Source organism: Paenibacillus sp. FSL L8-0644, assembly GCF_038008165.1.
In the GTDB taxonomy this organism is placed as follows: Bacteria; Bacillota; Bacilli; order Paenibacillales; family Paenibacillaceae; genus Paenibacillus; species Paenibacillus polymyxa_D.
Genome location: NZ_JBBOYN010000001.1, coordinates 2,775,676 through 2,789,038, shown reverse-complemented (window position 1 = coordinate 2,789,038; position 13,363 = coordinate 2,775,676). Strand labels below are relative to the sequence as shown.

The 13,363-nt window shown below is 45.8% G+C and carries 13 protein-coding genes and 1 pseudogene; 12 read left to right on the top strand and 2 right to left on the bottom strand.

What is annotated here, in order from left to right; translation table 11 throughout:
- Window positions 1-164 precede the first annotated feature (164 nt).
- The 9 genes and pseudogenes from NSS94_RS12475 to NSS94_RS12435 all read left to right on the top strand — a co-directional run bounded on the left by NSS94_RS12475 (window position 165) and on the right by NSS94_RS12435 (window position 8,953).
- Complete coding sequence (locus NSS94_RS12475; protein ID WP_322252421.1) at window positions 165-1,220, top strand: LacI family DNA-binding transcriptional regulator; 1,056 nt, start codon at window positions 165-167, stop codon at window positions 1,218-1,220.
- A gap of 52 nt (window positions 1,221-1,272) precedes the next feature.
- Window positions 1,273-2,445: a Gfo/Idh/MocA family protein gene (locus NSS94_RS12470; protein WP_340932277.1), complete on the top strand. Its 1,173-nt coding sequence runs from the start codon at window positions 1,273-1,275 to the stop codon at window positions 2,443-2,445.
- Window positions 2,446-2,481: 36 nt separating this feature from the next.
- Window positions 2,482-3,210, top strand: coding sequence for a ThuA domain-containing protein (locus tag NSS94_RS12465; protein ID WP_029515175.1), 729 nt, complete (start codon window positions 2,482-2,484; stop codon window positions 3,208-3,210).
- 75 nt (window positions 3,211-3,285) lie between these two features.
- The gene (locus NSS94_RS12460; RefSeq protein WP_029515177.1) at window positions 3,286-4,392 is read left to right on the top strand and encodes a Gfo/Idh/MocA family protein; all 1,107 of its coding nucleotides are present in this window, start codon (window positions 3,286-3,288) and stop codon (window positions 4,390-4,392) included.
- Window positions 4,393-4,697: 305 nt separating this feature from the next.
- Entirely contained in the window at window positions 4,698-5,735 is a 1,038-nt protein-coding gene (locus tag NSS94_RS12455; protein ID WP_069011841.1) for an aldo/keto reductase, read from the top strand.
- A gap of 101 nt (window positions 5,736-5,836) precedes the next feature.
- The gene (locus tag NSS94_RS12450; protein WP_029515180.1) at window positions 5,837-6,409 is read left to right on the top strand and encodes a TetR/AcrR family transcriptional regulator; all 573 of its coding nucleotides are present in this window, start codon (window positions 5,837-5,839) and stop codon (window positions 6,407-6,409) included.
- 312 nt (window positions 6,410-6,721) lie between these two features.
- The gene (locus NSS94_RS12445) at window positions 6,722-7,474 is read left to right on the top strand and encodes an SDR family NAD(P)-dependent oxidoreductase (RefSeq protein ID WP_318627340.1); all 753 of its coding nucleotides are present in this window, start codon (window positions 6,722-6,724) and stop codon (window positions 7,472-7,474) included.
- Window positions 7,475-7,521: 47 nt separating this feature from the next.
- A pseudogene (locus NSS94_RS12440) lies at window positions 7,522-7,776 on the top strand (oxidoreductase); the annotation flags it as partial.
- A 178-nt stretch (window positions 7,777-7,954) separates the two neighbouring features.
- Entirely contained in the window at window positions 7,955-8,953 is a 999-nt protein-coding gene (locus NSS94_RS12435; RefSeq protein ID WP_341039386.1) for an NADP-dependent oxidoreductase, read from the top strand.
- Window positions 8,954-8,960: 7 nt separating this feature from the next.
- On the opposite strand, the gene NSS94_RS12430 is transcribed toward NSS94_RS12435, so the two are convergent.
- Together NSS94_RS12430 and uxuA are read right to left on the bottom strand one after the other, a co-directional pair.
- Window positions 8,961-10,568, bottom strand: coding sequence for a mannitol dehydrogenase family protein (locus NSS94_RS12430; RefSeq protein ID WP_341039385.1), 1,608 nt, complete (start codon window positions 10,566-10,568; stop codon window positions 8,961-8,963).
- Window positions 10,569-11,645 carry a mannonate dehydratase gene (uxuA, locus tag NSS94_RS12425; protein ID WP_209947500.1) on the bottom strand — a complete coding sequence of 359 codons (1,077 nt, stop codon included), beginning with the start codon at window positions 11,643-11,645 and terminating at the stop codon, window positions 10,569-10,571.
- A gap of 159 nt (window positions 11,646-11,804) precedes the next feature.
- Between uxuA and NSS94_RS12420 the strand changes: the two genes are divergently transcribed.
- The 3 genes from NSS94_RS12420 (at window position 11,805) to NSS94_RS12410 (ending at window position 13,153) form a co-directional block, all read left to right on the top strand.
- Window positions 11,805-12,458, top strand: coding sequence for a GntR family transcriptional regulator (locus NSS94_RS12420; RefSeq protein WP_029515188.1), 654 nt, complete (start codon window positions 11,805-11,807; stop codon window positions 12,456-12,458).
- 50 nt (window positions 12,459-12,508) lie between these two features.
- Entirely contained in the window at window positions 12,509-12,718 is a 210-nt protein-coding gene (locus NSS94_RS12415; RefSeq protein ID WP_029515189.1) for a hypothetical protein, read from the top strand.
- A gap of 63 nt (window positions 12,719-12,781) precedes the next feature.
- The gene (locus NSS94_RS12410) at window positions 12,782-13,153 is read left to right on the top strand and encodes a hypothetical protein (protein ID WP_029515195.1); all 372 of its coding nucleotides are present in this window, start codon (window positions 12,782-12,784) and stop codon (window positions 13,151-13,153) included.
- Window positions 13,154-13,363 lie beyond the last annotated feature (210 nt).

Here is a 13,363-nt window from a genome sequence, read left to right as displayed (position 1 = left end):
TTTGTATCTTGTATATGATCGGGTGTTTTGACTGTTTGCCAGTAGGAACCACGAGACCACGTTCTTTTAGTAACGAAAAGAGCTTATCCATCTATGGGGTACGCTTTTTGGGATTGACAGAGGTAGGACTGCATGAGAAAATGTACGCGCGTACATAAAATGATTTGGAGGTGGGTAATATTGTTTCGCGCAAGGAAGTAGCCGAACTTTCCGGCGTGTCTGAAGCGACAGTATCCCGGGTCTTGAATGCGGTAGGTCCTATCAAAGAGGATACGCGAAGAAGGGTTCTGGACGCAGCCAATCAGCTTGGATATGTTCCCAGTGCGCTGGCCCGTAACTTTGCCCGAAGGAAGAGTGGCCATCTTGGTGTGGTTATGCCTTATGTCCCGAAGGCGCACTTGTTCTCAGCCTATTTTTTCTCTGAGATGCTGAGCGGTATCGGAAACAAGGCTAGAGACAGCGGACTTGATCTGCTTCTATTGTTCCGGAAGCCGGGGGAACGGATTGATTACAGTAGTCTTTTCCGTCAGCAAAGGATCGATACCTGTATCATCCTTGGAGCCAGGGATGACCACGATGAGGTGGAAGCTCTAAAGAGGCTTCAGGAAGAAGGACGTCCGTTCTGCGTCATGAATCACCATTTTGAAGGGCAATCGTTCTGTGAAGTGGATGCAGACCATGTAGAAGGCAGCCGGGCGGCTGTAAGTCACCTCATCGAGCAGGGATACAAGCGGATTGCCTTTCTCAACGGCCCGGATATCTATTCCAATAGTACTGAGCGAATGAAGGGTTATCGTACCGCGCTTCAGGACGCTGGGATTGAATATGACCACGAACTGCTTCTGGAAGGTAACTATAGCCGTCGGAGCGGACTCGAAGCCTCAGCTACAATCGCAGACCAATTGAATGATATTGATGCTGTATTTGCGGCGAACGACCGGATGGCTCTTGGGGTAATGCAGGGTCTCCGTGAGCGCGGACTGGCAGCTGATCGGTTTCCGGCGTTTGTAGGCTATGACGATTCGGATGCGGCTGAGATGGCTGTTCCGCCGCTAAGCAGTGTCCGCGTACCTTTTTATGAGATGGGGGAGCTTGCAGCCTCGAAGCTTATACCCGATTCTCAGCATCTCATTCCGGCTCTGGAACTAACCGGGTGCGACTCAATAAGAGAACTCCTATCTACAGAACTGATTATCAGGGCGTCATCCATTCGTCGATAACACCATTCGTCAAAAATTCGTTGAAACTCAGACCCATAAGGAGGATCACGACATGTCTAATCGTCTTCGTATCGGAATGGTTGGCTACAAATTTATGGGCAAGGCTCACAGCAACGCTTACCGTAGTCTACCCATGTTCTTCCCAGATGCCCCGCTGCAGCCAGAAATGTCCGTTATCTGTGGACGCAACGCGCAGGGGGTTCAGGCGGCTGCCCGCCAGTTCGGCTGGACCGAAAGTGTTACGGATTGGCGTGATCTAGTGAAACGTAACGATATTGATCTCATTGACATTAACGCCCCGAGTAATGCCCATAAAGAAATTGTCGTGGAGGCTGCCCTCCATGGCAAGCATCTGTTCTGTGAGAAGCCGCTTGCGCTCTCGCTGGCGGATTCACGTGACATGCTGCAGGTAGCAGAGCAAGCAGGGGTCAGACATATGGTAGGCTTCAACTATCGCTTTTCACCGGCTGTCCAGCTGGCAAAGCAGCTAGTCGAGAGCGGTCGCCTAGGCAAAATTTATCATTTTCGTGCCTTCTTCCTTCAAGACTGGATCATGGACCCGTCCTTCCCGCTGGTATGGCGGCTGCAAAAAGACGTGGCCGGTTCTGGCTCTCATGGTGATCTTGGCGCCCATCTGATTGATCTCGCTCGCTTCTTGGTTGGCGAGTTCCATGAAGTGATCGGCATGAGCGAGACATTCATCCAGCAGCGCCCGTTAGCTTTGGAGATGAGCGGGTTGAGCTCCAAAAGAAACACTGAAGCAAATGCTCCAATGGGAGAAGTGACAGTCGATGATGCCACGCTGTTCCTGGCACGCTTCGCCGGAGGTGCGCTGGGCAGCTTCGAGGCCACACGTTTTGCTGCCGGACATCGGAGCACCAATTCATTCGAGATCAACGGTAGCCTAGGCAGTGTGCGGTTTGACTTTGAACGAATGAACGAACTGGAAGTGTATTTCACACAGGATGAGGAAGACGTTCAGGGCTTTCGCCGCGTACTCGCCACCGATCCGGCACACAAGTATTCTGAAGCTTGGTGGCCTGCAGGACATACGATTGGATTCGAGCATACCTTCACCCATGAGATGCTTGAGATGTTGAGTGCCATCTCTGAAGGAAGGCAACCGTCGCCGAACTTCCGTGACGGTGTTGCTTGTCAGGCTGTGCTTGAAGCGGTAGAACGATCCATAGAGGAACGCCGCTGGGTATCCATTGAAGAAATGTAGTATAACAATACATTCCGAAAGGTGAGTGGATTACAGATGCGCAAGGCACTGATTGTATGGGGCGGATGGAACGGACATGAGCCGGAGCAGGTGGCGGCCATTTTTGAACGCATTTTGAAGGAAGAGCAGTTCGAGGTGGAGGTGTCTAATACCCTTGAAGCCTACCAGGATGCAGAGAAACTGCTTGACCTGGACCTGATCGTTCCAATGTGGACCATGGGACAGATTGAGCAGGAACTGGTCGATAATGTCTCCGCTGCGGTTCAAAGCGGCGTAGGTCTCACAGGCTGCCATGGTGGCATGTGTGATGCCTTCCGGAACAATGTGGATTGGCAGTTTATGACAGGCGGGCAATGGGTTGCGCATCCCGGCAATGACGGCGTAGAGTACATGGTGAACATGAAGCGCGGCTCCAGCCCACTTCTAGACCATATTGAGGATTTTCAGGTCAAAAGCGAGCAGTATTACCTCCACGTAGACCCAGCAGTTGAAGTGCTGGCAACCACACGCTTTCCGATCGTACCAGGCCCCCATTCAGCTAATGGGCCAGTGGATATGCCCGTTGTATGGACGAAGCGCTGGGGGAACGGCCGCGTCTTCTACAATTCGCTGGGGCATCACGCAGATATCATAGATATGCCTCAAGTGACCGAGATGATGCGCAGCGGATTTCTGTGGGCAGCAGCAGGCAAACAGGCGGTGGCCACCCGGGGCAGCTCTCTCGCAGAGGCTTATACAGGCATGACAGACAACCAGCAACGCTAGGGTGAACAGGATGGTATCCGATGTAACAAAAGAATGCCATTATCCATTTTTTCTGAAGAAGAAGGGAGTCTAGGCATGAACAAAATGAAAGTAGGCATTATCGGGTGTGGTAAAATTAGCGGAATTTACATGGAAAATTGCCATCGTTTCGACATTCTGGAGCTGTACGCTGTAGCGGATCTGGACCAAGGTCGGGCAGAGGAGCAGGCGGTAGCGTTCAACGTTCCGCATGTATATTCGGTAGATGAGATTTTGGCTGATCCAGAGATCGAACTCATCATTAATTTGACCATTCCGGGCGTTCACGCCGACGTATGTCTCAGAGCTCTTGAGGCAGGCAAGCATGTCTATGTGGAGAAGCCACTTGCCGTCACCCGTGAGCAGGGTCAGGCTGTCTTGGATCTTGCTCATCAAAAGGGACTGCTTGTCGGCTGCGCACCAGAGACCTTCTTCGGTTCCGGTATACAGACATCATTGAAGCTGATTGAAGACGGAGTCATTGGGAGTCCGGTAGCCGCTACGGCTTTCATGATGAGCCGTGGACATGAACATTGGCATCCTGATCCTGAATTTTATTATGCAGTCGGCGGCGGTCCAATGTTTGATATGGGCCCTTATTATTTGACGGCTCTGGTGCAAATGCTGGGTCCGATTGCTGCCATTTCGGGCATGACAGGCAAGGCGATGGACCAGCGAACGATTACGAGCGAGAAAAAGAAAGGCCAGACTATCCCAGTCGATATTCCGACCCATGTGGCCGGGTTGCTGCGCTTTAAGCAGGGAGCTGTCGGTACGCTGATTACCAGCTTTGACATCTTTGGTGGAAGCACTCTGCCACCGATTGAGGTTTACGGTACTCATGGCACGCTGCAGGTGCCTGACCCGAACACGTTCGGAGGGCCAGTTCGCTATAGGCTGCTAGGCGAGCAAGAATGGACAGAGGTACCGCTGCTGCCAGGATACCAGGAGAATACACGGGGCATCGGTGTTGCCGATATGGCCTACGCTATCCGCAGCGGACGGCCTCACCGCGCTAGTGGAGAACTGGCCTACCATGTGCTGGAAGCGATGTGGGCGTTCCATGATTCTTCCGATCAGCAGACCTTTTATACAATGCAGAGCACATGTCAGCGCCCGGCGGCTTTACCGGAAAACCTGCCCTTGTATACGTTAGATGTGTAAACTAATGTAAATTTTACATCCCGCTTTGAATGTTCATTTCTATTAAAAAGAAGACTCCAGCTCCGTTTTGACCGGGGCTTGGAGTCTTCTTAGTTCATTTTCAGGAAGGATTTTAATTGCGGGTATAAAATCATTCTTTACCGGTCGTTCTAGATATGTTATATTGTTGGCGTGGGAGGAGTACACGGATAAGAAGCCAAAAGTTATGGGGAGTGGTGTGAGTGTGAGATCTTGCCGTGGTGCTCTTCTATGCATATTAGAATGATCATTCTTAATATAATAGATGGAGAAGGGATGGATTGAACATGGAATATCGTGTATTAGGAAATACAGGCCTTAAAATAAGCAGTTTTGTATTAGGTACAGGTACTTTTGGTTTTTGGGGCAACAATACGGAGAAAGAAGCTGCAGTCATGTTAGATGAGGCTTTGGCTGGAGGCATTAATCTGATCGATACAGCGGATGTCTATTCAAGTGGTCAATCCGAAGAAATTCTGGGTCAGATCCTAAAAGGACGCAGACAGGATGTTATACTGGCCACGAAAGGCGGAATGCCCATGGACAGTGGGCTTAATCAATCCGGTAACTCTAAATATTGGATTAAGCGTGCAGTAGAGGGAAGCTTGAGAAGGTTGCAAACGGACTATATCGATTTGTACCAACTACATCAGCCAGATATCCATACCGATATTGAAGAGAGTCTTGACGCACTTACGGACCTGGTTCGTGAAGGGAAGATTCGCTATATTGGTACATCCAATTTTCAGGCATGGCAAGTGACCGAAGCACAGTGGACTAGCGAACGTAAAAATACAGCACGCTTTGTATCCGAGCAAGCCCCATATTCCATTGTGAATCGGAGTATCGAATTCGATTTGCTTGCTGCAACTGCAAAATATGGAATGGGCGTAATGGTTTGGAGCCCACTTTCGGGTGGTCTACTAACGGGAAAATACCGCTCAGGAGAAGCGGTTGCCCCAGATTCAAGAGCAGCGAGTTCTCTAGGGAAACTTTCAACTGTTGTAGACCCAAATCGAGAAGAAAACCGAACCAAGTTCGAAGCCGTTGCTAAGCTCCAAACCCTTGCAAATGAAGCAGGATTAACTTTGCCTCATCTTGCCATGGCATTTACACAAGCTCATTCGTCAGTTACTTCTGCTATAGTGGGGGCAAGAACAATTGAGCAACTACGTGAAACGTTAAAAGGCAGTGACATTCGATTAAGCACTGATATTCTGGATGCGATAGATGCTATCGTTCCGCCAGGAGTAACCCTGGATGCCCTGGAAAAAGGATGGACGCCTGATTGGTTACAAGCAGACAAACGAAGAATCCTGGGTTAAATATATAAGACAGACCTCATAGCTGTAATGTATTCACATATTTTAAATCTAGTTTGCCGATCCTTCACTACATTGTATAATGATTATTCGAGGTGATGACGATGGCAAGATCAAAAGAATTTGAAGTTAATGAAGTATTAGATAAAGCGATACACCTGTTTTGGGCACAAGGATATGAGAAAACTTCAATGCAAGATTTGGTTGAGTTTATGGGCATTCACCGAAGAAGTATCTATGATACCTTTGGGGATAAGCATGCCTTATTTATGAAAGCTCTCGAACGATATGAAACGAAGCAGACCAGCAAAATGAGGTTTCTGATTGAAAAACAAAAACCGATCAAAGAATCAATTCGGGAGTTGTTTGAGGCGACAGTAAGAAACGAAGGAGAACCTCTAGGGTGTTTTCTCGTGAATTCAGGTGTGGAACTCGGCGTGTTGGATCCTGAAGTTGCATCCTTAGTTGATGAAAGTTATTCGCGAACTGAGGAACTCTTGACTAACCTTGTTCTGAAGGGTCAACAATCGGGTGAATTCAAGGCTGACTTGGATCCTGTAGTTATTTCTCATTATTTAATGAATGCGTGGTTAGGGCTACGTACGTTGGTTAAGACAACAACGGATCAGCAAAAATTAAAGAATATTATTGATATGACACTGACCGCTTTAGATTAAAAGTGAAATTACAGCATGACAGGCAAAAGGAGTTACCTCAATGGAGGACTGTTTGTTTCCGTGATACAAGTTTTTTCTTGTCCCTCTAACATAAGAAAGAACTTGTATCTTACGCCTCAAACATGTCAAGGAATACCGCTCCAAAATTACAATTCTTAGCCACGAAAAAATTCTTTATTGTTCGTTCTAAAATTGATATGCTAATAGCAAGTCAGATCTAACTGTTTTTTTTACCCTAATAAGAATGGTCGTTCTAAAATCGTCTTTAAAACTTATTTACACTAATATGCATGTTATGAAGGAGAGAATATTATGAAGTATACAGTTATTACAGGAGCAAGCTCGGGGATTGGATATGAAACGTCATTGGCATTTGCGGCACGTGGCAAAAACCTAATCTTGGTAGCTAGAAGATTGGATAAATTAGAAGAACTCAAATCAGCAATTCACAATATTGACCCTAATGTAAATGTTATTGTTCATACAAGTGACCTGTCTGTTACAGATCAAGCCTACACACTATATAACGATTTAAAGGAATACCAAATTGAGACCTGGATAAACAATGCGGGACTCGGTGAATCTTCTTTTGTAGCAGAACAGAATTTAGATAAAGTTGAAACCATGTTACGTGTTAATATCGAAGCTTTGACCATCCTTTCTACACTATATGTACGAGATTATGCTGATGTAGAAGGAACTCAGTTAATTAACGTTTCATCTGGACTTGGATATGCCATTGCTGTTGGGAGTGTTACTTATTCTGCATCTAAGTATTACGTTAGTGCCTTCACAGAAGGACTTGCAAAAGAACTAGAAATAAAAGGTGCAAAACTAAAGGCAAAGGTTTTGGCACCAGCTATAACAGAAACGGAATTTGTGAAGAAATCATTAGATGCAGAAGATTTTGATTATAAAGCAAACATGCCTAAGTACCACACTGCCAAACAAATGGCGGGCTTCATGGTGGATCTTTATGACAGCAACGAAGGGGTAGGGATTGTAGACCAGAACTATAATTTCAATCTCAGAGGTCAAATATATCCGATCATTTCAGAATTTTAAATTCAATTTATAGATCTGTTGAGTTTATTGAAAGAGGAGAGTATCCAATGAAAAAGTTGTGGAGTAAAACGAAGATTGGAAAAATGGAGCTGCCACATCGTTTAGCAATGGCACCAATGACACGTAGCAGATCGCAAGAAGATGGCACACCGGGAGAGCTAACATCTCTTTATTATGCTCAACGAGCGTCAATGGGACTCATTATTACGGAGGGTACACAACCTTCTGATGATGGTCAAGGGTACTTATGGACACCTGGGATTTATACGGATAAACATATTGAAGGATGGAAAAAGGTTACTTTGGTCTGGGGAGTAAAGGTTACACGGACTATCCGACGATACGAGAATTAGAATCGCAAGAGGGACTACAATAGCAAAAGAGTGGAACATGGCGTACAACCGTAAATTGTACGCCATGTTTTTAGCCAATAGTTTCATGGTTATGCTATCTCCAAATTAGCAAAGGAAGAGGATGAATATGAGAGCAGCACAAATACAGAAATATTCAAAAAAAATCCAAGTGGAGTTAAATGATGTTGACATGCCACAGATCAACAACCATGAGGTGCTTGTCAAAGTAAAGGCAGCAGGTGTAAATCCACTGGATATCCTAAATTTGAATGGTAGTGTTCGGATGATTGCTGACTATAAGTTGCCATTAACTTTAGGGAATGAACTGTCTGGCGTTATTGAAGCTGTTGGTGATGATGTTTTAAATTTTAAGGTTGGAGACCCTGTTTATACAAGGTTGCCGCTTAATAAAATCGGTGCTTTTGCTGAGTATGCGGCCGTAAATGAAGATGCTTTATCCATCATGCCTGAAAATCTATCTTTTATTGAAGCTGCTGCTGTACCCCTTACTGCCTTGACTGCTTATCAAGCATTGCACGATGTACTCCATGTCCAGCCGAATAAAAAGCTATTCATTCCTGGAGGAACCGGAGGATTTGGCGCTATGGCAATCCCCATTGCCAAATCACTGGGGTTATTTGTTATTACAAGTGGAAGTGAAAGAGGCAGGTTACGTATACTGTCGATCGGGGCTGATCAGTTCATCAATTATAAGACAGAGAATTATGCTAACATACTGTCCGATATCGATTATGTGATCGACACCTTGGGTACCAAAGAGATCAAAGCTGAACTGGGTATTTTAAAACCACAAGGGAAATTGGTATCATTGAAAGCCGGACCTAATTATCGCTTTGCGGTTGACAATCGTTTTCCCCTGTGGAAAAAAGCATTATTTGGTCTGGTGGGTGCTCGTTTAGATTCTTTAGCGCGCAAGAATCAAAATGAATATCGTTTTTTATTTGTGCAAGCCAATGGAAGTCAATTACAAGAAATCACTAAACTTGTTGAAAAAGAAAATATAAAGCCCTCTATAGATTCAACTTATACGTTTGGTGACATTAACAAGGCGCTGATTAATGTGTCGACGGGCCACTCCCAGGGCAAAGTGATTGTGACCTTCTAAGTAATTTCTAGTTCACATACTTTTCTATCGTGCTTCGGACTGCTCCGGGACCTGCCAGCATTTCATGAAACATGGCTTCAATCTTGTCGCCCAGACCAATTTCATATAATCGGACACCGAACAGTTTGTCATCTTCGAGGAGGCAGCGAACCTTGGAGGTCTGATCGCCCAGCTTCGTATTCTTCAAATATCCCTGCAACGTATCCAGTAACGGGTCCGGACTGAGTGTGAAGGGTTCTCCTTGATCATCCACTCCCAGCAAATAGCGACACCAGATCGCAATGGTCAAGGGAATAGCAGTCAAGTTCGCAGGATCAAGTCCTACTGTGCCAACATAAGACTTTATGGTTTCACCAAAACGGATGTTCATCTTTTGAGAGGTATCTGTTGCAATCCGCTGTGGCGTATCCGGAATATAGGGATTGGCGAAGCGTTCCTGCAATACCTCGTCAATAAATGGTTTCGGTTGAATAATACCGGGATCAACTACAACAGGCAACCCTTCCTTGTAGCCGATAGTTTCCACCAGACGACGTAATGTGTGATCCTTCATTTCATCTGCAATAAGCTCATACCCAAGCAGACACCCAGCTAGCGCCAGCGCTGTATGCAGCGGATTGAGACAGGTAGTGACTTTCATCTTCTCCACTTTGTCCACCGTATCCCGATTTGTGAAGATGATACCAGCTTCCTCCAGTGCAGGTCTCCCGTTCGTAAACTTGTCTTCAATGACCAAATACTCGCTAACCTCAGCATTGACAAAGGGAGCCGTATACGTATGCCTGGAGGTAACGATTAACTCCATATCGGCTAACCCCAGTTCCTGAAGAGCAGACTGTACTTGCAAGGAAGGGCGGGGGGTAATTTTGTCGATCATGGTCAGGGGGAAGGTTATTTTCTCTTCATTCTGCAGATAGTCTGCAAATCCTTCCTTTACCAGGTCTCTGAGAGTCCACTCCTTGGCGATGGCAATCATACTATCCTTTAACAGATCGCCGTTATGGGAGCAATTATCCATGCTCACAAAAGTCATTGGATGCTGCCCCTTCAGATAACGCCGATAGGCAAGCGAAGTAGCTATGCTCATCACATGCACTGGCTGTTCGGGACCATTCGTCAAATCCCTCTCCACAACAGCCAGATACTTGCCATCGGGCCCGGTCAGAGCGTATCCTTTTTCCGTGACGGTAAAGCTGGCCATCTGGAGGGACGGATTCTCAAATGTTTCAATCAGACGGAGGTAGTCGCCTGGACGATTCTGCTCTGCCGCGATTTCCTCAACGATGCTTGCGACCACGCTCTTGTGAAATCTTCCGTCTGCACTCATCAACACCAGTAAGGTTAAATTGTCGTAAGGCTTATAGGCTTTGTCGATCATTTCAAAATCAAAGGCTTCGGCTGCAATAATACCTGTATCCGCTTTCAAGTTATTCAGTAGTTGTTGCTGCGCATTGGCTATCAACCCTCGAAAAATATTGCCTGCTCCGAAATGCACCCATTGCGGTCGAAGTCGGGTGTTATGGGCTACAAGCTCCAGATCATATTTCGGCAATTCAATACCTGCTGCTTCCCAGGCCGCCTTATCTAAAAGGCCTTTCCGGTCAAGTTGGAGCATTTATTTCACTCCTTTGCCTTGAGAGAGACTATCCCAGACACCAAGCAAGTACATAACTCCCAGTGCACGGTCATACAAACCATAGCCTGGCCGACAATTCTTTTCTTCCCCCCATAGATGTCTGCCGTGATCTGGACGTACATATCCCTGATAGCCGTTCTCGTGATAAGCTCTAACTATTTCCGGTACATCGACGCTTCCGTCCTTCCCGCGATGTGACACTTCAATAAAGTCTCCATTCTCAAACACCTTGACATTACGAATATGCGCAAAATGAATACGATCATGAAACTCCCGAATCATGGCTGGTAAATCATTCTCAGGATTACTTCCCAGTGAGCCTGTGCAGAAGGTTAGACCATTATATGGACTGCTCACTGCGTCTAGGATGCGCCGGATGGTCTCACGACTCCGGACAATTCTCGGCAATCCGAAGATGGGCCATGCTGGATCATCAGGATGAATGGCCATCTTGATGTCAGACTCCTCGCAGACCGGGATGATGCGCTCAAGAAAATACTTTAGGTTGTCAAACAACTTGTCTTCTGTGACATCCGCATAAGCAGCAAAAAGTTCATCCAGTCTCGCCAACCGTTCCGGTTCCCAGCCAGGCATGGTGAACTTCCCAGCTCCCTTGAGAATCCGATCCACCATTTGGCGGGGATCATCAGTAATGGCAGCCTTTTCATAAAAGAGGGCATTGGACCCGTCAGGCAGTTCCTTGTACAGCTCTGTTCTGGTCCAGTCAAAGACAGGCATAAAGTTATAGCAAATCACCTTAACTCCCACTTTGGCTAATTTTCGAATGGTGTCGATATAAATGTCAATATATTGATCGCGGGATGGTAGGCCGATTTTGATATCATCGTGGACATTTACACTTTCTACGACCGCCGAACTAAAGCCCTTGCTCGTAATCTGATCAGCTACCTCCTGAATTCGCTCCATTTCCCATACTTCACCAGCTACCTTATCATGTAAAGACCAGACAATGCCCATAACTCCAGGAATTTGCCGGATATGGTCCAGCGTAATATTGTCGTTGCCTTCTCCATACCATCTCCAGGTCATATTCATAACGATACCTCCCTGATTATATTTCGTCTGTCTTGTATACAAGATTGAGTTGATCATAAATTATAGGGTTTGTTCTTGTCAATGATAATTATAAAGGGATTTATCACCTCAAAATGCTTTATAATAGTTCTAGATTTATAAAGTGAAGGTAGGAATGAAATGTTGACGAAAGAAGAAATCAAGCAGCTTTTGAAAAATGATATTTTGTCACTGACTTTAAAGCCGGGTACTCTACTGAGTGAGACGACTTTGTCAGAACGCTTCCAGCTGTCCAGAACTCCGCTACGCGATGTATTAAAGTGGCTTGCGCTCGAGTCCTACATTGATATTTATCCCAAGAAGGGGAACATTGTGTCCTATATTGATCTGGAGTCCGTTGAGCAAATTATTTACTTAAGAAGCGCATTGGAAAAGGAGATTATGAAGGAGCTTTCTTCGCAAATTACATTAAGCGATGTGCAGGAGCTGAGCGATATTCTGGACAGACAGAGAGCTGTGATCGAAGAAGATCATGCGACGGATCAATTTCTCAGTTTGGATGATCAGTTCCACCAAACCATGTTCCAATTGGTGGGGCGGGAGTTTCTTTGGCAGCTCATTCAGCAGTCAAATGTTCACTATATCAGATATCGCAAGCTGCATATGCTGGAAACAGGGAAGCTGATGGGCATCTGGCATGAGCACCAAGCTATGCTTGAATACATGCTGAATAAGGAAACAACCAAAATGGATGATCTGGTTCATCATCATCTTAGAGAGGATATCCATTCGCTCGATTTTCTTCGGAAGTTCGCTGATTATATCAAGAAATAAGGCGGCTAGCTTAAATTAACTTGTATGAATATTGAGGAAGTGGGGGAGTCATGGAGGCTGTTCTACGAGTTGGATATATCGGTGAAAGAGCGAGTAAGAAATGCGAGACTGCAGCAAAATTTATGGGCGGAAACGAGCTGGCCTTTGTCATTCCGTTTTTGCTCGTGAGTATTGTTATTTACCGTCAGGCGGTGGCCAAACTGGAGGAATTCTCACAGGAGTTTTCAGACTTGTATACATGTCAATTGAAAAAATACTGAAATATTTCTATGATTTAAGTGAAAAATGCCAGACCAATTCTAGATTATAAAGGGGGTAACCGTATGTGTAGATATGCAATATGCGGCCCATATAAAGATATCTTTGCCTGCTTTACCTGCAGGAAAGTATATAAGCAGACATCACGGTTTGAAATGCCGAAGGATGAATATGAACGGATTGTCCATGTCTGTCCGCAATGCCAGGCATCCATGCATGACATGGGTCATGATTTTCAGGCCCCGAAGCAAACGGATATCAAACAGTGGAAAAAGGTAGAGCTACTATATCAACAAGGATACACTTACCACTCCTGCGGCTGTGGTGGCCCCGGGTACAGACCCTCTCGGCTGATAGAGGTGCCTGAATTTCTGGAAACACAGCGAACGTTTGAGAATAAGGGAGAGGCGCTGCTGTACCGGCTTTTGCAAAGCTAGAACAAACGTATTTTGAAGCGTATCCAACAATTCGAAGAAGTCTACTCGTGGACAGGTTTTCTATCGGAATTTGTTTGATCGAGCAAAGCAGGTGTTGTAAGGTAGATCGACTTGGAATGAGATAATATTCTATGTCATGCAGCACCTGTCGGGTAATAAGAATTTCATCCCATTCATTGCTGCGAAATCGCGGCTTTTTTTATTTTAAGA